This is a genomic window from Peribacillus sp. NJ11 (genome assembly GCF_030348405.1).
GTDB lineage: Bacteria > Bacillota > Bacilli > Bacillales > DSM-1321 > Peribacillus.
The window spans coordinates 842,504-862,858 of record NZ_JAUCFO010000001.1 but is presented as its reverse complement, the minus strand read 5'-3'; the positions used below and the strand labels follow the sequence as shown (position 1 = coordinate 862,858).

Annotated in this window: 12 protein-coding genes, 2 rRNA genes and 1 riboswitch; of the genes, 11 read left to right on the top strand and 3 right to left on the bottom strand. The window is 40.5% G+C overall.

The annotated features are described in order from the left end of the window. The first annotated feature begins 28 nt into the window (after window positions 1-28). The 3 genes from QUF86_RS04150 (at window position 29) to QUF86_RS04140 (ending at window position 4,283) form a co-directional block, all read left to right on the top strand. Window positions 29-2,961: ribosomal RNA gene (locus tag QUF86_RS04150) — 23S ribosomal RNA — on the top strand. A gap of 64 nt (window positions 2,962-3,025) precedes the next feature. Further along, window positions 3,026-3,141, top strand: a 5S ribosomal RNA gene (rrf, locus tag QUF86_RS04145). Between the two features lie 302 nt (window positions 3,142-3,443). Next, on the top strand, window positions 3,444-4,283 hold the full coding sequence (locus QUF86_RS04140; protein ID WP_289318738.1) for a tyrosine-type recombinase/integrase: 840 nt from the start codon (window positions 3,444-3,446) through the stop codon (window positions 4,281-4,283). Between the two features lie 304 nt (window positions 4,284-4,587). Here QUF86_RS04140 and QUF86_RS04135 read toward each other — a convergent pair whose 3' ends face one another. After that, the gene (locus QUF86_RS04135; protein ID WP_289333685.1) at window positions 4,588-7,716 is read right to left on the bottom strand and encodes an efflux RND transporter permease subunit; all 3,129 of its coding nucleotides are present in this window, start codon (window positions 7,714-7,716) and stop codon (window positions 4,588-4,590) included. A gap of 190 nt (window positions 7,717-7,906) precedes the next feature. On the opposite strand from QUF86_RS04135, the gene QUF86_RS04130 reads away from it, so the two are divergent. The 5 genes from QUF86_RS04130 (at window position 7,907) to QUF86_RS04110 (ending at window position 13,700) form a co-directional block, all read left to right on the top strand. Next, window positions 7,907-8,785 carry a TetR/AcrR family transcriptional regulator gene (locus tag QUF86_RS04130; protein ID WP_289333684.1) on the top strand — a complete coding sequence of 293 codons (879 nt, stop codon included), beginning with the start codon at window positions 7,907-7,909 and terminating at the stop codon, window positions 8,783-8,785. 171 nt (window positions 8,786-8,956) lie between these two features. After that, on the top strand, window positions 8,957-9,850 hold the full coding sequence (locus tag QUF86_RS04125; protein WP_289333683.1) for a YegS/Rv2252/BmrU family lipid kinase: 894 nt from the start codon (window positions 8,957-8,959) through the stop codon (window positions 9,848-9,850). Between the two features lie 128 nt (window positions 9,851-9,978). Further along, a complete protein-coding gene (locus QUF86_RS04120; RefSeq protein ID WP_289318742.1) occupies window positions 9,979-10,641 on the top strand; it encodes a hypothetical protein in 663 nt (220 codons plus the stop codon). Window positions 10,642-10,656: 15 nt separating this feature from the next. Beyond that, a complete protein-coding gene (locus QUF86_RS04115) occupies window positions 10,657-11,919 on the top strand; it encodes an efflux RND transporter periplasmic adaptor subunit (protein ID WP_289333682.1) in 1,263 nt (420 codons plus the stop codon). Window positions 11,920-12,121: 202 nt separating this feature from the next. Beyond that, window positions 12,122-12,268, top strand: a riboswitch (cyclic di-AMP (ydaO/yuaA leader). Window positions 12,269-12,440: 172 nt separating this feature from the next. Continuing rightward, a complete protein-coding gene (locus QUF86_RS04110; RefSeq protein WP_289318744.1) occupies window positions 12,441-13,700 on the top strand; it encodes a cation:dicarboxylate symporter family transporter in 1,260 nt (419 codons plus the stop codon). 60 nt (window positions 13,701-13,760) lie between these two features. Here QUF86_RS04110 and QUF86_RS04105 read toward each other — a convergent pair whose 3' ends face one another. Then, a complete protein-coding gene (locus QUF86_RS04105; protein ID WP_289333681.1) occupies window positions 13,761-14,504 on the bottom strand; it encodes a class I SAM-dependent methyltransferase in 744 nt (247 codons plus the stop codon). Window positions 14,505-14,718: 214 nt separating this feature from the next. Between QUF86_RS04105 and QUF86_RS04100 the strand changes: the two genes are divergently transcribed. The 3 genes from QUF86_RS04100 to QUF86_RS04090 all read left to right on the top strand — a co-directional run bounded on the left by QUF86_RS04100 (window position 14,719) and on the right by QUF86_RS04090 (window position 18,680). Further along, window positions 14,719-15,492: a hypothetical protein gene (locus tag QUF86_RS04100; protein ID WP_289333680.1), complete on the top strand. Its 774-nt coding sequence runs from the start codon at window positions 14,719-14,721 to the stop codon at window positions 15,490-15,492. Between the two features lie 565 nt (window positions 15,493-16,057). Continuing rightward, window positions 16,058-17,140, top strand: coding sequence for a D-alanine--D-alanine ligase (locus QUF86_RS04095; protein WP_289318747.1), 1,083 nt, complete (start codon window positions 16,058-16,060; stop codon window positions 17,138-17,140). A gap of 157 nt (window positions 17,141-17,297) precedes the next feature. After that, window positions 17,298-18,680 carry a UDP-N-acetylmuramoyl-tripeptide--D-alanyl-D-alanine ligase gene (locus QUF86_RS04090; protein WP_289318748.1) on the top strand — a complete coding sequence of 461 codons (1,383 nt, stop codon included), beginning with the start codon at window positions 17,298-17,300 and terminating at the stop codon, window positions 18,678-18,680. A 433-nt stretch (window positions 18,681-19,113) separates the two neighbouring features. Here QUF86_RS04090 and QUF86_RS04085 read toward each other — a convergent pair whose 3' ends face one another. Further along, window positions 19,114-20,265: a PP2C family protein-serine/threonine phosphatase gene (locus QUF86_RS04085; protein WP_289333679.1), complete on the bottom strand. Its 1,152-nt coding sequence runs from the start codon at window positions 20,263-20,265 to the stop codon at window positions 19,114-19,116. Between the last annotated feature and the right edge of the window lie 90 nt (window positions 20,266-20,355).

The following is a 20,355-nucleotide window of genomic DNA, read 5'->3' as shown; positions in this document are numbered from 1 at the left end:
TTCAAAGCATCTGTAAGATCTTTTTAACGGTTAAGTTAGAAAGGGCGCACGGTGGATGCCTTGGCACTAGGAGCCGATGAAGGACGGGACTAACACCGATATGCTTCGGGGAGCTGTAAGTAAGCTTTGATCCGGAGATTTCCGAATGGGGAAACCCACTGTTCGTAATGGAACAGTATCTTTACCTGAATACATAGGGTACTGAAGGCAGACCCGGGGAACTGAAACATCTAAGTACCCGGAGGAAGAGAAAGCAAATGCGATTTCCTGAGTAGCGGCGAGCGAAACGGAATTAGCCCAAACCAAGAGGCTTGCCTCTTGGGGTTGTAGGACACTCAACATGGAGTTACAAAGGAACGGGGTAAATGAAGTGATCTGGAAAGGTCCGTCAAAGAAGGTAAAAACCCTGTAGTTGAAACTTCGTTCCCTCCTGAGTGGATCCTGAGTACGGCGGGACACGAGAAATCCCGTCGGAAGCAGGGAGGACCATCTCCCAAGGCTAAATACTCCCTAGTGACCGATAGTGAACCAGTACCGTGAGGGAAAGGTGAAAAGCACCCCGGAAGGGGAGTGAAATAGATCCTGAAACCGTGTGCCTACAAGTAGTCAAAGCCCGTTAATGGGTAATGGCGTGCCTTTTGTAGAATGAACCGGCGAGTTACGATTTCATGCGAGGTTAAGTTGATAAGACGGAGCCGCAGCGAAAGCGAGTCTGAATAGGGCGAATGAGTATGAGGTCGTAGACCCGAAACCAGGTGATCTACCCATGTCCAGGGTGAAGTTCAGGTAACACTGAATGGAGGCCCGAACCCACGCACGTTGAAAAGTGCGGGGATGAGGTGTGGGTAGCGGAGAAATTCCAATCGAACCTGGAGATAGCTGGTTCTCTCCGAAATAGCTTTAGGGCTAGCCTCAAGATGAGAGTATTGGAGGTAGAGCACTGATTGGACTAGGGGCCCCCAACGGGTTACCGAATTCAGTCAAACTCCGAATGCCAAATACTTATTCTTGGGAGTCAGACTGCGAGTGATAAGATCCGTAGTCGAAAGGGAAACAGCCCAGACCACCAGCTAAGGTCCCAAAGTATACGTTAAGTGGAAAAGGATGTGGAGTTGCTTAGACAACCAGGATGTTGGCTCAGAAGCAGCCACCATTTAAAGAGTGCGTAATAGCTCACTGGTCGAGTGACTCCGCGCCGAAAATGTACCGGGGCTAAACGTATCACCGAAGCTGTGGATTGACACCATTAGGTGTCGATGGTAGGAGAGCGTTCTAAGGGCGTTGAAGTCAGACCGGAAGGACTGGTGGAGCGCTTAGAAGTGAGAATGCCGGTATGAGTAGCGAAAGAAGGGTGAGAATCCCTTCCACCGAATGCCTAAGGTTTCCTGAGGAAGGCTCGTCCGCTCAGGGTTAGTCGGGACCTAAGCCGAGGCCGAAAGGCGTAGGCGATGGACAACAGGTTGATATTCCTGTACCACCTATACATCGTTTGAACGATGGGGGGACGCAGAAGGATAGGGTAAGCGCGCTGTTGGATATGCGCGTCCAAGCAGTTAGGCCGGAAACGAGGCAAATCCCGTTTCCATTAAGGCGGAGCTGTGATGGCGAGGGAAATATAGTACCGAAGTTCCTGATTCCACGCTGCCAAGAAAAGCCTCTAGTGAGATGTAAGGTGCCCGTACCGCAAACCGACACAGGTAGGCGAGGAGAGAATCCTAAGGTGTGCGAGAGAACTCTCGTTAAGGAACTCGGCAAAATGACCCCGTAACTTCGGGAGAAGGGGTGCTTTTTAGGGTGAATAGCCCGGAAAAGCCGCAGTGAATAGGCCCAGGCGACTGTTTAGCAAAAACACAGGTCTCTGCGAAGCCGCAAGGCGAAGTATAGGGGCTGACACCTGCCCGGTGCTGGAAGGTTAAGGGGAGAGGTTAGCGCAAGCGAAGCTTTGAACCGAAGCCCCAGTAAACGGCGGCCGTAACTATAACGGTCCTAAGGTAGCGAAATTCCTTGTCGGGTAAGTTCCGACCCGCACGAAAGGTGTAACGATCTGGGCACTGTCTCAACGAGAGACTCGGTGAAATTATAGTACCTGTGAAGATGCAGGTTACCCGCGACAGGACGGAAAGACCCCGTGGAGCTTTACTGCAGCCTGATATTGAATTTTGGTACAGCTTGTACAGGATAGGTAGGAGCCTGAGAAGCCGGAGCGCTAGCTTCGGTGGAGGCGTTGGTGGGATACTACCCTGGCTGTATTGAAATTCTAACCCGCGCCCCTTATCGGGGTGGGAGACAGTGTCAGGTGGGCAGTTTGACTGGGGCGGTCGCCTCCTAAAGAGTAACGGAGGCGCCCAAAGGTTCCCTCAGAATGGTTGGAAATCATTCGTAGAGTGTAAAGGCACAAGGGAGCTTGACTGCGAGACCTACAAGTCGAGCAGGGACGAAAGTCGGGCTTAGTGATCCGGTGGTTCCGCATGGAAGGGCCATCGCTCAACGGATAAAAGCTACCCCGGGGATAACAGGCTTATCTCCCCCAAGAGTCCACATCGACGGGGAGGTTTGGCACCTCGATGTCGGCTCATCGCATCCTGGGGCTGTAGTCGGTCCCAAGGGTTGGGCTGTTCGCCCATTAAAGCGGTACGCGAGCTGGGTTCAGAACGTCGTGAGACAGTTCGGTCCCTATCCGTCGCGGGCGCAGGAAATTTGAGAGGAGCTGTCCTTAGTACGAGAGGACCGGGATGGACGCACCGCTGGTGTACCAGTTGTCTTGCCAAAGGCATAGCTGGGTAGCTACGTGCGGACGGGATAAGTGCTGAAAGCATCTAAGCATGAAGCCCCCCTCAAGATGAGATTTCCCATGGCGCAAGCTAGTAAGATCCCTGAAAGATGATCAGGTTGATAGGTCAGAGGTGGAAGCGTGGCGACATGTGGAGCTGACTGATACTAATAGATCGAGGACTTAACCAACGCTTTTTAAAAAATGAAATACCTTCTTATTATCTAGTTTTGAAGGAACAACGTTCCTTTATTGTTTGGTGGCGATAGCGAAGAGGTCACACCCGTTCCCATTCCGAACACGGCAGTTAAGCTCTTCAGCGCCGATGGTAGTTGGGGGTTTCCCCCTGTGAGAGTAGGACGCCGCCAAGCCATTTTAAAGATCAGCCATCCGGCTGGTCTTTTTTACGGTTGCTATTCCTTCAGTATCATATTATTTAAACTGTTAATAGGTAGAGACCCGTAAAGAGCATAAAGAAAGTAATATAGTATATGGATAGTAAATATGGTAGAACATACTATAAATGCATCCCTAGTATTTATAACCAAATAATTTCTACTTTCTATCTGTATAATCCATATCTGTTTAAGACAAAGGGACAGAATTCTTCGTTTCTGTAGGGATATATGTTAAACTTAACGTAGTTCTGAAACTGTCATTGGGGGAATAGCCGATGGATACCTCTGCTAAAGATGAAATGATTTTTTCGTTTGCTGAATGGTTGAGAGACCAAGGTAAATCAGCTAATACGATCAAAACGTATACTGGTGTCCTTTCACAGTTTTGTGACCAGACACAAAAGATATTGATGGAGATTCATTCTGAAGATGTTCAGGATTATCTTGATTATTTAGAAAATTGCAAGAAAAGTCCAGGGACAATCGAAAAACACTATATCGCTCTAAATGTTTTCTTTAAATTTTTAGGTAAACCACAAGTAATGCTTTCTGTGGAACGTAAGGTTAAAGAGCACAAGCTTGAGGTACCTGAAACTTTAAGCATGAAAGAGCAGCAAATCCTGTTAAGAGATATAGAAGCAGAAGGAAATCTAAGGAACATTGCCATCGTCTACCTTTTGTTACATACTGGTATCCGTGTATCTGAATTATGTGACTTAAATGGTCGGGACGTCATCATGGAAACAGAGCGAAATTATATACTTGTCAGGAACGCAAAAGGTGAAATCGATAGATCCGTTCCCCTTACACTATCGTCTATACAACATGTGAAAAATTATCTTTATTCTTTAAAAGAAAAGGCAGATCCGTTATTCATCTCAAGTTATAACCAAAGGATCACTCCGAGGTCAGTTCAATATATATTAAAAAAATACAATGTGCATCCTCATAAACTTCGCCATACCTTTTGCCAAAGGTTAGTGGATAATGGAATAGATATACAAACGATATCCAAGCTTGCCGGTCATAAAGATTTAAACGTAACAAAGCGTTATTTAAAAGAAAAATCGCTGGATCTGGAAAATGCAATCGACCAGACCTTCACCAAACACTAAACTATAGAAATTAAAAAGGAAGGCTAGTTCTTTCCTTTTTTTGTTTATATAAAAATATGGTGTTAAAAACAAATGAATTTCCTTGGAAATGACGAATGGGACAGTTTTGCCTTATCAGGCGGGGGTAGGGTTAAAGAAGGAATTGAAGCCCGTCTAAAGAGTCCCAGAAGCATTATGAGCTTAAGGAAGTTGTATTTAATAAGATAATGAAAATGAATGTGGAAAGAAAGGTTCAAGGTATTCTTGTTGGATTGCGAGCAGAAAGGGCATCCCCATAAAGGGATGCCCTCTTTCTGTTTCTTCTTTATTTACTTGTTTTTTTCTTCTTTTTACCTTTTTTCATGATAACTTCATATACAACAGGTACTATTACAAGTGTTAGCAATGTAGAACTCACCAGTCCGCCGATAACGGTAATTCCAAGACCCTGTGATATTAATCCACTGCCTTCTGCACCGATGGCCAATGGTATTAAAGCGCCGATTGTGGCTAGGGCAGTCATCAGGATTGGACGTAGGCGGGTGGTTCCTGCTTCGAGTAAAGCTTCCCGGGTAGATAAGCCTGATTCTTCATTTTTGATAACGCGGTCGACCAATACGATGGCATTGGTTACGACGATACCAATAAGCATCAGGACACCCATCATTGCGGAAACGCTGATGGTCTCACCTGCAACGAATAGGCCTGCCAATGCCCCAATTACCGTGAATGGTAATGAGAAAAGAATGGCTATTGGCGCTAAACCACCATGGAAAGTAACGACTAGGACAAAGTAAACGATAGCAATGGCTGCTAACATAGCGATTCCAAGTTGAGTGAATGACTCTTGGATATCTTCCGTTACTCCGCCGTAGTCTACAGAGACGCTTGCAGGTAGGTCTAATTTGTCAACTTCCTTTTGTACTTCAGCTGTTACTGCTGCTACATCATCCGATTTGATTGTTGCAGACACGTCGGCATAAATTTTTCCATCGCGACGGCTAATTGTATCGGACGCTTTGCCCTCTTCGATTTTCACAAGCTCTTTCAATGGGATTTCCATTCCCATTGGAGAAGAAATTTTCGTATTTTCTAGATCTTTTTTATCTTCGAATGTCGTTTTTTCCGTTTCAACATATACTTTGACTTCTTCTCCATCTTTCTTAATTGTAGTTAAAGCATCATCTTTATTCGTATTAGCAATGGACATACCAATTTGTGCAGCTGTCAGTCCGAGATCACTTAGCTTTTCCTGATCTGCAACTAGAGTATATTGCTCATAAGCATCGGAAAGACTTGTATCAACATCTTTTAAATCTTTATTTTTCTTCATGATATTTTGAATATCATCGATTACCGGTTCAATGTCTTTTTGTGTATTTCCGTAAACAAATAGAGTGGTTTCGTTGCTTGCTGTTGACGTGAATTCTTGTTGTTTCCATGTTCCAGGTGAATCAAGGTCAGTTAAATCTTTTATGACCTTTTCTTTTTTGTCCCCGAAATTTTCGGTGTCTTCATCGTAGAGTACATAGAAGAGAGCTGAGTTACTCGATCCACCCATCATGCCGCCCATCATGTTTTCCCCTAGTGTGTATTGAACGGTCTTCACATCATCTTTATCCATGAAATATTTTTCTACTTTTTCTGTTTGCTTTTCAATATCCTCTTTTAATTCGCCAGGTGCTGGGGTGTAAGTAACGATAATCGTTTTTTCTTCATCTGCAGGCATGAAGCTGACACCGATGCTTGGAATTAGGAATAAGCTCCCGACCAATAATACAATGGCAGTACCGAAAGTGATTAACTTATGGCTTAATGACCAATCCAGTGCTTTTCGGTAGAATGCCGATAATTTACTAGGTTTTTCTTCATGTGATTTTAATTCCTTTTTAGATAGTCCCTTTTTAAATAATGAGTCTGCCATGGCCGGAACAAGGGTGATGGCGATTATTAATGAAGCGACTAATGCAAACACCATTGTTAAGGCGAATGGCATGAATAGTTCCCCGACAGGTCCTGTAACGCTTGCTAAAGGCAGGTATACGGCTACAGTAACGATTGTCGATGAAAGGATAGGGATGAACATTTCCTTAGTGGCTGATCGTATTAATTCGCCGCCTGTTAATTGTTCGCCTTTTAAAGCCATTCTCCTGTAAATATTTTCAATGACGACAATGGAGTCATCGACGACTCGGCCAATGGCAACGGTCATGGCCCCCAGTGTCATGACATTCAATGAAATATCCATTTGTTTGAGCACCAAAAGGGCTGCTAACAGGGATAGTGGAATCGAAATGACGGAAATGAGAGTCGTTTTAAAGTTCCTAAGGAACAACATGATAACAATGACGGCAAACAGACAGCCGAAGAGTGCCTTGCTGATCATGGTTTCAACAGAATCTTTGATCGGTTTGGCTTGATCAAGCGTAGTATGTACACTTACGCCTTTAAATTCTTCTTTGAAATTCGAAACTTCTTTATTTACTTCGTCAACGATCGCAACTGTATCGGCATCAGGCGATCTTGTAACCTGGATTCCAATCGATTCGCTACCATTTGTTCTTGATATCGACTCAGCCTTACCTGTGATTTTAACATCGGCAATGTCTGATAATTTGACATTTTGCAGTTGGGCAGTAGCCGGTGCCATTTCAGGAGATAATTGATTGGTTTCAGGTACCGTTTGTGTTGGCGTTCCTGTTTTAGAGCCACCCGTTAAAGGTATCTTTATATTTTTCAAGTCTTTTAATGTGGAGATGTTTCCATCCACAACGATCGTTTTTTCTTTATCATCAAAGTTATATATACCAAGTGGCATGTTGACGTTTGCGGCCTGGATAACCTTCTTTACGGTCTCTTCATCGAGCCCGTATTGAGCCATCTTTTCTTGATCGAATATAAGACTGCCTTCATTTACTTGTTGTCCGGAAATTGATACGGATGTTACGCCGTCAACTCCTTCAAGTTTAGGTACTAACACTTCTTCGACATTTTTAGTAAGGGCAGGTAAATCCGACTCCTTATCTGTTACACTAAGTGCAACAACAGGAAAAGCGTTTAATTCCAATTTGGATACGCTTGGGTCATCCACTCCTTCAGGCAGTTCTAATTTCTCTAATGCTTCTTTAACTTCTTTTACAGCGTCATCCATATTAGTATCATAATCGTATTGTAATTGGACGGAAGACACATTAGCCATGGAAGACGAACTGACTAATTCGACTCCTGATAAATTCGTGACTTTCTGCTCTATCTGGTCTGTGAGTTTATCTGCTACTTCTTCAGGTGCAGCTCCGGGGTATACAGTGGAGATGCTTATTAAAGGAGTCGAGATGTTTGGAATGGTTTCTTGTTTCATGTTTAAACCGGAGTATAAACCCGCTGCAACGATGATGATCGTAAGTAACCAGATTGCCAATTTATTCTTTAAGGAAAATTTAATTATTGAATTCAAACTTGTACCCTCCATACTTAAAATTGTGACTAGCCGGTCATGAACTCAAATATATAGTATATGGATTATGAATGCAACAGATAATATTCGTGAGTTTTATCGTTGTGATTCCAAGGGTTTTGGGATACAATTTGGAAGAAATGACTGAGCGGTCATAAGTGAACAATCTTTAAGAGATAGGATGAATTTGATGAATGAAAAACATAAGATGATCATAGATAAGTCTGTAGAGCTTTTCGCGGAGAAAGGCTATCATGCTACATCCGTTCAGGAAATTGCTGAAAAATGTGGGATAGCAAAGGGGTCTTTTTATAATTATTTTAAATCGAAGGAAGAATTATTAGTCTCCATTTTTAAATATTATTATGAAGCGTTGACGGACTCTTTACTTGACCTTGAGCTGGATGCTTCATTATCAAGTAAAGATAAGTTTTTAAGGCAAATCACTGTTCACATTGAGCATGTGACGGGAAATACCAACTTAATCAAAATGATGATGCAGGAACAAATGATTCATATCAGCAAAGAACTAGATAGATTTTTACATTATATCCATGAAGAGGGCATGATTTGGTTCAAGCGTAAAATCATTGAGTTATACCCGGGACTTTCGGCTGACCTTCTACCGGATTGCACAATAATGTTAGATTCACTTTTCAAAGGATATATCGGAATATTAATCAGGAAAAAAAATGCTTTCGAAGTGGAATTGTTACCTAAATTCATTTTGAACCGGATGGATTCGATTATCGCAAGCATGCAAATCATGGATGATCCATTATTGAAACAATTTCCCTTACACGGATGCTCACTGACGGATTTGAGCCCAAAAGAGGAAATCCATTCAATCATAAGCAGGATGCTTGAAGTGGAAACACGTAAAGAAGAGGGAATGGAAACAAATAAAAATACGGAAGCTCTAAAGGCAATCCAAGAAGAGTTTTCGAAAGTTAGGCCAAGTCCCATTATCTTGGAAAGTCTTGTGTTATTTTTGGAAAAAAATGAAAAGAGAAGTCACTTGTGTACAAAGCTTATCTTGACGATGAAGGAATATTTGACGAATATATGAAGGCTTTACTGAAAAGGGGCGTATAGCCTCTTTTTACTTTTGATATGACTTAGATTTCAAGCCATATGAATTTTTCCATTTGATAATGATTGAGTTTCAAAAGCGGGGGTATAGGAAAAAGTATAAGTAGCAGGAAGAAGATAATTCTTTCATTAATATGGGGGCTAGATCATGAGATGGAAAAAGGGAATGCTGATTTATAACATAAATGCTGGAAATGGTAAACTCGAAAGGAATCTTGAGGCATGTCTTCCAGTTATAGCTCCTCATATTGATGAGTTCCTCATTCTACAAACGAAGGAAAAAGGCGATGCATCTCGATTTTGCTCGGAATATGGTGAAGACATGGATGTAGTTTTCGTATTAGGAGGAGATGGAACTGTACATGAGTGTGTAAACGGCCTTTCACCGCTGGAGAAGCGGCCATTATTTGGGATTTTACCTGGAGGGACTTGCAATGACTTCTCCAGAACATTGAATATTCCTCAAAATGTTCGTCAAGCCGCAGAAGCAATAGTAAATGGCAAGGTTCGTTCAATTGATATCGGGCAGGCCAATAACGATTATTTTTCTAATTTTTGGGGAGTTGGACTTATTTCTGAAGCTTCAAGCAATATTGATGAGCAGGAAAAAAACAGATTCGGAAAGATAGGGTATTTATTAAGTGCGGTAAGGACGATTGGTGATAGTGCCCCCTTTCCCTATAAACTTGAATATGATGGGCATTTAATTGAAGGGAAAGCAATCATGATTTTGGTCTTGAATGGATGTTTTATCGGTACTAATTTATTGCCGTTTCCCATGGTTAGTCCAGACGATGGGCTCTTTGGCGTTGCCATCTTGGAAAACGCAAACCTTGGTGCATTGTTGGAAATAATAGCGATGAAACGTTCATGGACAGAAAATCTGAGCTCGGAAGCTGGGGTGACATATGTGCAGGCCAGTACCCTGACTATTGAATCCAAGAGGCCACTTGATGTGGATATGGATGGAGAGAACTATAGCCAAACACCTACTCGAATTAAAGTCCTTGACCATCATTTATCGGTATTAATTCCCAATTAGAGGGAGATTAATTATAAAGGGTAAGGATTATGTGTTTTTTTTGTTTCAATCACTCCTTATTTCTGCATTTGTTTCCAAAATAAGATAAAATATAGAATGATATATCATTTTTTGCAGGAGGAACACATATGGTGTACCAGGTCAGATTGTTAAAGGGCATTTTAGAGCCTAATCGGAGTCGTTATCAGCTGCAAAATGCAGAGGCAGTCACACGACTTGGTTGGAAATTACTATTTTTATATCTTCTTAGTCTTTTAGTATTTGCTATTGAGGGGTATTTTGGCATTGGATCTGAATCATTTTCCAAAGAAATCACGAAGATGGGTGTTAATGAATTTGAAGCAGGAAAGTTGCTGATATTGAGCGGCAATATAATAGCAGGCATAATCCACCCTTCCATATACATATTTTTATCAGCTCTATTCTTTTGGATCGTTACGGATATTCCGTACATAAAAATAGTTATCGTTCAAATGATCATTTTTGGTTTGCAATTGGTGGAAAAAATATTATTGATTCCTCTATTCGTATTAATGGATATAGGCAACGATGCCAATCCTTTTTCTTTAGGAATCATCAGTCAGTATTTTCTCAGAAGTGATTACTTTATTCACTTTTTCAGCGAAATCACCATTTTTCAATTTCTTATTATTGCCCTGCAATATTTTTATTTAAAGGAATTTTCAGAAAGAAATAATTATTTGATCTTTTTAATGATTGTTCTATTCTATCTGGCCACTTGGTTTGTTAAAGCCTTTTTAGCATATATCCAAGTGGGCGTATTTGTATAAGGCGGGGTGAAAAGAATGAGCGGGAAATGGAAAATAGCAGCGGTCTCTATTGCGTCGACTGTTTTGATAACCGTTAACTTATACCTTATTGAAAAAAAGGAAAGCAAAGTGGAACGAACTGTTTTCGTGGAAAACTGGACAATGGTCAAAAAAGATACAATTACCGATACCATTCAAACGAATGGTGTAATTAAACCTTTGGAAGAGTATGATATCTATTTCGATACCAAGAAGAATGATTTTAAGAAATTCCTTGTAAAAGAAGGCGATGCGGTAACGGCTGGCTCCTCGTTGTTTGAGTATACGGCAACCGAACTTGATGCGCTTAAAGCGAATGTAGAATCGGAGAAAGCTGCCGCTGAGGGAGAAATTGTAGGGATTGACCAATACTTAGGGAAGTTGAGGTCTTATCAAGGGACATTGACCCGTGATCCCGATAAAGCGGTCATTGATGAATCGGTGGAAAGAAACTTGAATATCGATATAACAACAAGCTCTTCAGACCTTATTAAAAGTAACATTGAGCAAGAAATGTACAAGCAGGAACTCGAAAAAAACAGTTTGAATGAAAAAGTTAAAATGCTTGATGCTAAATTAAGGTCTATTGAGGAGCAGTCCAGCGCGATTGTAACGACCAGTGAAGCTGATGGTGTAGTTAAGAATATCAATAAAAACCTGAATAATCCCATTATATCCATTGTTTCGACAAATATGGCAATTGAAGGTGATTTCTCCGAAGAGGAGATGAAAAAGGCTGAAGTGGGCATGACTATAAAAGCAAGTTCTTCTGACTCAAAAAAGACTTTGAAAGGGAAGATTGGCCGTATCCATTCCTATCCAGCAGAAGAGCCGTCCATAAAAAAAGATAACAGATTTCCATTTCAGGCTTTAATCGAACCTGAAGGTGAAGAAACCGAACCTTTGTTGGTGGGATCCAAAGTCAATCTTACTGTAATAACCAATGAGAAAGCGGGTGTACCCTCCATTCCTATAGAGGCAGTCCATTACAAAGAACAGCCGCATGTCTACAAGTTGACTAAAAAAGGCTTTGTGGATAAACACTACATCACAAAAGGACTTAAAGCAGAAGGAAAGCAAGAACTCATAAAGGGACCATCCGTAGGTGACGTCATCCTATTAGAACCGAATAGGGTAGTGAAGAACCATTCTTATTTTATTACTCCAATTCAATTTGAAAAAGTGAAAACTAATACTTATAAGAAATTCAGCTCTAGGGAAAAAGTAAGATATCTGTTACTTGGCATTTTGGAAAAATAACCGCTTCTTTCATCAGGAGAGAGGATGTCAAATTAGTTGCTATTTCTATATCCATATAACTTATATGTATAAAAATTAGGCAATGGAATTATAGGTACAATATTCATTAATGCAGAATATTCAGACATATTTTGAGGTTTATTTCAAGAATGATTGCGAATAAATATTTACAGATTAACGTTTTTAGTATAATATTTTATTATAAGTTAACTCGCTTAATCTTATTCCAAGAACGGGGGACCCATTTTTGTGGATTTTATCCGCTAGGGGTGAATTCAGAAATGAAAGGGCTTTGTGTTTCCAATTCCTAACCCGACAGCTAACCTCGTCAGCGTCTTTAAGGGAACATGTGTGAATATTCACGCCAATAAGAAATCGACACATGAAGTGTCTTTTTTTTCGGCGTAAAGACAGAGTTTTTCAAAAAAAGAAAAATTACTTTCTTTTATTAGTATCTTGTTTCCCTTACCGAGACAAAAATGTTTTTGCATCAAAGACTTTATGGAAGGTGAGGAAAGTAAATGAAGAAATTCAAATTAAGTTTAGCTAGCCAAATTTTCATTGGTTTAATTTTAGGGATTATCGTTGGTGCCATTTTTTATGGTAATGAGACGGCCCAAAACTTTTTACAGCCATTCGGAGACATTTTCCTACGAATGATTAAAATGATTGTAGTGCCGATCATCGTTTCAAGCCTTATCGTTGCTGTTGCAGGTGTAGGCGATTTAAAATCAGTAGGTAAACTTGGCGCTAAATCAATATCATACTTTGTTGTGGTAACTATGATTGCGATTGCTGTTGGTTTAATTTCAGCGAATATCATCCAGCCTGGTGTTGGTGTAAATATGGACAAGCTAGAACAAACTGATATTTCTACCTATGTCGATACAGCCGAAACTAAGCAACATGAATCGTTCGTAGATACAATCGTTCACATTGTGCCATCCAATCCGGTTAAAGCTATGGTAGAAGGCGATATGCTAGCGATCATTTTCTTCTCCGTGTTGTTTGGACTTAGTATTGCGGCTATCGGTGAAAAAGGTAAACCAGTATTCCGTTTCTTCCAAGGTACAGCTGAAGGAATGTTTTACCTAACGAATATGGTCATGAAATTCGCTCCAATCGGGGTATTTGCACTAATCGGTGTGACCATCTCCAAGTTCGGTCTGGAATCTTTAATTCCGTTAGGAAAGTTAGCGCTTTCTGTATATGGAACAATGATTTTCTTTGTAGTTGTCATTCTGGGTCTTATTGCGAAATTTGTAGGATTCAATATCTTTAAATTGATTAAACTTCTAAAAGAAGAATTGATTCTTGCGTTCTCTACAGCAAGTTCAGAAGCTGTTCTTCCGAAAATCATGGAAAAAATGGAGAAAGCGGGATGTCCGAAACATATTGCTACATTTGTTATTCCGACTGGATACTCTTTTAACCTTGATGGCTCTACATTATACCAAGCGTTAGCAGCTATCTTCATCGCTCAAATGTACGGAATTGATTTAAGTATGTATGAGCAAATTACGCTGATGCTAGTGTTAATGATCACCTCTAAGGGGATTGCGGGCGTACCAGGTGTATCTTTCGTAGTTCTTTTAGCGACTTTAGGAACAGTTGGTATTCCTATTGAAGGTCTAGCATTTATTGCTGGTATCGACCGTATTCTTGATATGGGACGTACAGTAGTAAACGTTATTGGTAATTCACTTGCAGCAATCGTCATCTCTAAATGGGAAGGTCAATTCAACCCGCCTTCCGATAAAGAACTAGAGCAAGTTTCTTAATACAAAAAATCCAGAGTGATATGTCACTCTGGGTTTTTTTTGAATTTTAAAAAATGTACCTTATTTTTGAACGATCCAGAAGCGGCAATCAGAAGAGAAAACGTTTACATCATCACTTTCATGGAATAATTCACTTCTGTAAAAGGTCTCGATGACTGTAAACCCTGCTTCTTCAAGACCATCAAGTACTTCAAGTTGTGTTGGAATATGGAGGTAAGTATCTTTTTGAGGTGTCTTTCCGAATGTGAAAATATCCCCAAACTCATAAAGCCTCTCATCTTGTTTACCTTCACACCAAATAATTTCCTCTTGTTCCCAGAAATTCATATAATATTCGTTTTTATCACGGTCGTGTGTTGTGAAAATGAAAATGCCTTCTGGTTTTAAAATACGATTTATTTCATTTAAAGCTAATGTACGGTTTTTTCGCTGGGGAATTTTCATTAAACCATTAAAAGCGAAGATTACTTTATCGAATGATGAATTGTTGAAAGGGAGTTTCGTTGCATCGCCAAGGATAAAGGGTATATCCAGGTTATATTCGTACGATATTTTTTCGGCTTCATGAAGCATGGCAGGTGTTTTATCGATTCCCGTTATACTTTGAAATCCTTTTTTATACAGTGCAAATGTGGTTCTTCCAGTTCCGTAGCCAATATCAAGGATTGTATCATCCTGATATAAATATTTTTCGAATGCATATTTTTCTGATTGCCAAAGATCAAAATTTTTTGTTGCATCAGCATAAAGTGAAGCGGCCTCAAGTAAAGAATTAATGATAAAACTTTTTTCAATTTTATCCATCGTCAATTCCTCCAAATTTTAATTTTTTCCTATAATATAGATATTTGATATTGTCGAACTCGTTCCTTGACCTTATAGGTGAATATAGAGACGGGTTTCACATTATTTAGACGATGCTGATGATGATTAATATTCTGGGTTATATAACTTACGTGAAACCCCAAAAGTTTGATAAAATAACATTATTGATTGAGAGCTCGGAGGGGATCAGGTTATGAAGAGTGATAACAATGATATCTTATATATGCATATGCAGGCTTCTGAACGGTTTGTCCTTTTTAATGGACTCAATTTCCGCGAATTTGTTTATTCGCTGCCATATACCATGGATTCCATCTTATTGTTGAAACATCAATTCGATGGAGGGGAATACAATTTGAATGTCCTGCTTGAGAGCGCTTCATCTGAGGATATTGCGAAGCTCGTTAAAGAAAATGTCCGGGCATATGGAGATTTCTGTTGGATTGATTTTGAAGAAGCCGAAGGGCTGGATGAATTGGATGGCAGGGAAATAGCGGAACTTTTATATTTAGGGCATGCAAAAACTCATCTAGAACCTCCATTTTTCCGTAAATTGAATAATCAATTTGTGTACCTTGCCCAGGATGATGGCTGGTTCAATAAAATTTATTTTCGTTCTCTTTCGACATATTATATGATGTTAGGAAGCCTGATTCCGTTAAAGCTGGAGCCATTAAAAGTGGAGAGGTCGTGGCTTGGAATCAGAAAGAAAAGAGAACTTACGGCCATCCCTCCAGAAATGATTTCTTCTTTGGCTCATATTCTGGCAGAGGGGCTCATTTTTTCCTTTCGGCATGTTAAGTACTCAAGAACGAAGATTGAGATACCGGCATGGGTCGTAGGGGATTATTTAAATATGGATGAGATGCATGATGACTTTTCGGATAGAAATATTAAGGAGCCGGATGTCTTTATTACGTTCAATCGAAAAGAAAAAGTATGGGAAAGCATTATAAAAAATAAATAATTATCCTGATTATCCTAACTTCCGGATTCTTGGATTGGATTATCAAAATCCTGGAATATTTTAGGTTTAAGACTTACTATCTCATGCATAAAAGATTAGAGAGGACGACGCACTGAAGTGGTTGGCCTATAATCATTGGAAAAGCATCAATGATGGAAGTTTCGCTTTACCCCGCATTAACAGGCTGTAAGGGAACGGATGGCAAATGTAATGAAAAAGAAATGTGGTGGGCCAACAGCCTGTAAATGCCCGATTGCGACGCACAGGATGTGCTAGCATAGGTGTTGCCACAGGACGTGGCGAATTTAACCTGTGTTCCGCTTATGGTAATCATTGGAAAAGCATCAATGATGGAAGTTTCGCTTTACCCCGCATTAACAGGCTGTAAGGGAACGGATGGCAAATGTAATGAAAAAGAAATGTGGTGGGCCAACAGCCTGTAAATGCCCGATTGGCTCAACTAACCATCATTGGAAAAGCATCAATGATGGAAGTTTCGCTTTATCCGTTTTAGTGTAAAATGATACAATGAACATGGTTAAAAGAATATTGGAGGGTAATACTCATGAAAACTAAACTAGGTTTGCTTTATGGTGGAAAATCTGCGGAGCATGAAGTTTCTATGCAGACGGCTTTAGCAGTCATTAAAGCTCTCGATTTAGCAAAGTTTGATATATATCCGATTTACATAACAAAAGAGGGTTCATGGATTAATGGACCGAAGTTGACAGGACCTGCTGAGAGTGTGGAGGCTTTGACTTTTTCACCGGAAAAATCGAGCTCGCCTCTTGCCTTACAAGCGCATTCAACTGATGAAAATAGTGAATCAACAGGGTATGACGTAATTTTCCCATTGCTTCACGGACCAAATGGAGAAGATGGAACCGTGCAAGGGATGCTGGAACTATTGAATCTTCCTTATGTGGGTAATGGCGTTTTAGCCTCATCAGCTGGAATGGATAAGGTTATCATGAAAAATATTTTTGCCCAGGCGGGACTACCTCAAGTTAAATATACTTGGTTCATTCGTTCTGAATGGGAGAAAAATACTGAAAGCGCCATTAAAAAGGTAGCGGATGAATTGGGGTACCCATGCTTTGTCAAACCCGCTAACTTAGGCTCGAGTGTCGGTATCAGCAAATGTAATGATGCTGATGAATTGGAAAAAGCGGTAGTGGAAGCTTTTCAATTCGATAGGAAGATCATCATTGAAGAAGGGGTAATAGCTCGTGAACTCGAGTTTGGCATCCTTGGTAATGATGACCCGTCTTGTTCAGTGGCAGGGGAAATCATCCCTAAGAAAGATTTTGCCTTCTATGATTATTCAGCAAAATACGTTGACGGTAATTCCGCGATGGTCATCCCAGCGGAGATAAAGGAAAGCGAGTATGCAGCTTTATCCGAAATGGCCATTACAGCCTTTAAGTCATTGGATTGCTCTGGATTGGTTCGAGCTGATTTCTTCTTGACGGAAGAGGGCCAAATCTATATTAATGAAGTGAATACAATGCCTGGGTTCACTCCATTCAGCATGTTTCCGTTATTGTGGAAACACACAGGTGTCGACTATCCAACATTAATTGAAAAACTCGTGAAACTTGCCTTGGAACGTCATCAAGAAAAACAACAAATTAAATATACAGTTTGACCATGCAGGTAATGTATCAGTAAACTTCACAATCCTTCAAAAATTGATTTGATGGATCCAATCAGCAGGAGCCGGTGCGATTTACACTGGTTTCTGCTTCGTTTGGTTAATGGAAGAAGAGAGCGGTTACCGGTTCGATGAATGTAGGAGGAGCAAAATGATAAAGAGAACGTTAAAACAAGTACATGAAATGGCAAATGGATTGAATGATATCACTCCATTCCAGACCATAGGGATCAATGGGGTTACCATCGATTCAAGAACGGTTAAGGAAGGTTGTTTGTTCATTCCTCTTAAGGGTGGGCAGGTTGACGGCCATCAGTATGTCAAGCAAGCTTTAGCGCAAGGAGCGTCGGCTTCTTTTTGGCAAAGGGATGTTCCGAATCCTCCTAATGATTTACCGATAGTCATTGTTGAAAATACCGAAAAAGCACTTCAACAATTAGCGCGTGCTTACCGTGAGCAATTGAATATAAAAGTCATTGGGATAACAGGCAGTAACGGTAAGACGACTACGAAAGATATGACGGCTGCATTGCTGGCGACTACCTATAAAGTTCATAAAACCAATGGTAACTTCAATAACCATCTAGGTTTACCACTAACGGTGCTTTCTATGGAAGAGGATACTGAAGCCGCTGTTTTGGAAATGGGAATGAGCAGCCGCGGTGAAATTGAGTTCTTATCCAAAATGGCAAAGCCAGATGTAGCGATCATTACCAATATCGGTGAATCACATTTATTGGATTTAGGATCACGCGAGGAAATAGCGAATGCGAAGCTGGAAATTGTCGAAGGTTTGGCGGAAGATGGGACGCTCATATATCATGGTGATGAACCATTGCTTCGCAGTCGAATCAAAAAGGATTTTCCTGATTTAAACGTAATATCTTTTGGACGTACAGAACAAAATGATTTATTTCCGCAGACCATTAACCAAGGATCAGACAGTACGACGTTTACAATCGCATCTGATGAAAAGGAAATCGACTATGAGATACCTGTTTTAGGCCAACATAATGTTCTTAATGCATTGGCGGCCATCTTGGTGGCTAAAGAATTCCATGTAGATGATTCGGCGATCCGTAAAGGTCTGTCAACCATTCAGTTAACTAATATGAGGATGGAATTGGTCGAGGGTGCAAAAGGGCAGAAAATCATCAATGATGCGTATAATGCCAGTCCAACTTCAGTTAAGGCCGCTATAGAGCTGATTGAGGGATTATCTGGTTTTGAGAAAAAGATACTTGTACTGGGAGATATGTTGGAGTTAGGACCACAGGAAAAAGACTTTCATTTGAAAATAGGTGAATTGATTTCAAGTGAGCGGATTGATAAGATCTTCACGTATGGTCCTTTGGCCGAGTTTATTGCCAAGGGAGCGAGCAAGGCTTTTTCATCAGAGAAAGTTCGTCCTTTTCAAGATAAGCAGAAGCTTATTGAGGAACTTAAATCGTCAACACAGGTAAATGATATCATTCTCGTTAAAGCTTCTAGGGGCATGAAGCTGGAGGAAGTCGTTCAAGCCTTGCAAAAATAAAAAAGAGTAGAAAAGCCGTTTCTTTTTTAAACGGCTTCAGTAGAAAAGGGGTTCGGAATTAAATTCAGAACCCCTTTTGGAATTCCCTTTGAAATTCTGGCCCGAGGTTAAGGAATTTGGGCTCTACAACTACTATGCATTTTTGGACCTTGTCATGTCCAATTGGCCATCTTCTTGCACCAGTTGGTTTAAAGTAATCATTTCAAGCTAATCTCGCTGAATGGAATTATCCGAGACTCCTACGGGATAAGCGTGCCCAAGGGAGCCCCTGCAGGAGTAAAGGCGAGGGTGCCCCCTGGACCGCCCGCGGAATGCGAGTGCCTGGAGAACGGTCAAAATTTAAAACCTAAAATGGAATGCAGACAAACTCAATTATTATCGAGTCAGTCTATAGTCTGAGGCCGTTTCTTTGAAGCGGCCTTTTTTATCGTATTTAAAAAAGTGTCCCGGCAATAATGCAGATATCATCGTTAATAACTGAATGCCTCATCCTTGAAACCAAAAGTTCCTTAAGAAGGTCATGTGTATCGAGATGGACATTTTCGATGAAGTCCCTCTCAATATTGTCAGATCTGTCAATGGCAGAAGGTACCGGTGTTTTAGAGAGTCCATCTGTATAGATGATGAAACGGCTTCCTGGTTCATAATGAAATACTATTTTTTTAATGGGCATTTCAGGAATTAGTCCTATTGGGTTAGACCCTTCATTTAAATTGAGGAGTTGATTGGTGCATGGGGAATACAAAAAGGCTGAAGGAAGCCCGCAGTTCACATATTCGATGAGTCTATCCTTTGTATTCACGTATGCAATGAAGGCTGTATAACAAACATGGTTTTTATTTTCCCTTTTAACTCCTTGAAATAGATCCTGCATATGTTTGTTCAGTTCCTCCGTTATAAAAATGGGGTCTTTTACACGTTTGATAAGCTCAGGCATCAAAGTGCGTATGTACATGTTAATAAGTGCTGTATGAATGCCCTTTCCCCATACATCGATCATTATGAAGCCGTATGTCCTGTCATCAACTTCCGTCCAGTAAAATAAATCCCCCGACAGCTCACTGGAAGGCTGGGAAAGACCTTTGACCTCTATATCTTCTTTATTGATCGACAAAGGTAAACCTGAAAGTTGAAAGTCCTTTGCAATTCGCAGGCTCCTTGCTGATTTCTGGTTAATCTTTTCAAGCTCATGCCCCTTCATTTTCGCTGAAAACAGTTGCATGCTGATGTTTTGGAGTGATTTTAATTTAATCCTGACTTCTACTGAATCGGCAGGGACTGCCATGGTTTCATAAAAGGTCCATTTTGGCAACGCCGGAGGGGGCCTCATTCCTATAGTACGTTTGTAAATAAATAAGATAGGGATATCATGAGATTCAGCTAAGGCGAACAACGAGGTTTGCTGCCAAGAATCTTTTGATATGTGTAAAGGTAAAATAAATAATGATTGCATTAAGTCCGTTGAATCCTGGAACAGATGACTTTGATTGAGTGGATCCTCCAAAAAGGTGACTTTCTTGTTCAGTGACTCTAACATCAGACCAAAATCTTTACATAAAGGAACATCTATTGTGTATATATTCATATAACCCCCATTAATTTGTTGATAGGTCAATCATACTGCATTTAGACTAATTTACTATAATTTTCGGGTGAATTAATGGAAATTTCGAAC

Bases quoted from the DNA above. Each gene is read 5' to 3' on its own strand.
- QUF86_RS04140 (WP_289318738.1), top strand. From the start codon at position 3,444: ATGGATACCTCTGCTAAAGATGAAATGATTTTTTCGTTTGCTGAATGG.
- QUF86_RS04130 (WP_289333684.1), top strand. From the start codon at position 7,907: ATGAATGAAAAACATAAGATGATCATAGATAAGTCTGTAGAGCTTTTC.
- QUF86_RS04125 (WP_289333683.1), top strand. From the start codon at position 8,957: ATGAGATGGAAAAAGGGAATGCTGATTTATAACATAAATGCTGGAAAT.
- QUF86_RS04120 (WP_289318742.1), top strand. From the start codon at position 9,979: ATGGTGTACCAGGTCAGATTGTTAAAGGGCATTTTAGAGCCTAATCGG.
- QUF86_RS04115 (WP_289333682.1), top strand. From the start codon at position 10,657: ATGAGCGGGAAATGGAAAATAGCAGCGGTCTCTATTGCGTCGACTGTT.
- QUF86_RS04110 (WP_289318744.1), top strand. From the start codon at position 12,441: ATGAAGAAATTCAAATTAAGTTTAGCTAGCCAAATTTTCATTGGTTTA.
- QUF86_RS04105 (WP_289333681.1), bottom strand. From the start codon at position 14,504: ATGGATAAAATTGAAAAAAGTTTTATCATTAATTCTTTACTTGAGGCC.
- QUF86_RS04100 (WP_289333680.1), top strand. From the start codon at position 14,719: ATGAAGAGTGATAACAATGATATCTTATATATGCATATGCAGGCTTCT.
- QUF86_RS04095 (WP_289318747.1), top strand. From the start codon at position 16,058: ATGAAAACTAAACTAGGTTTGCTTTATGGTGGAAAATCTGCGGAGCAT.
- QUF86_RS04090 (WP_289318748.1), top strand. From the start codon at position 17,298: ATGATAAAGAGAACGTTAAAACAAGTACATGAAATGGCAAATGGATTG.
- QUF86_RS04085 (WP_289333679.1), bottom strand. From the start codon at position 20,265: ATGAATATATACACAATAGATGTTCCTTTATGTAAAGATTTTGGTCTG.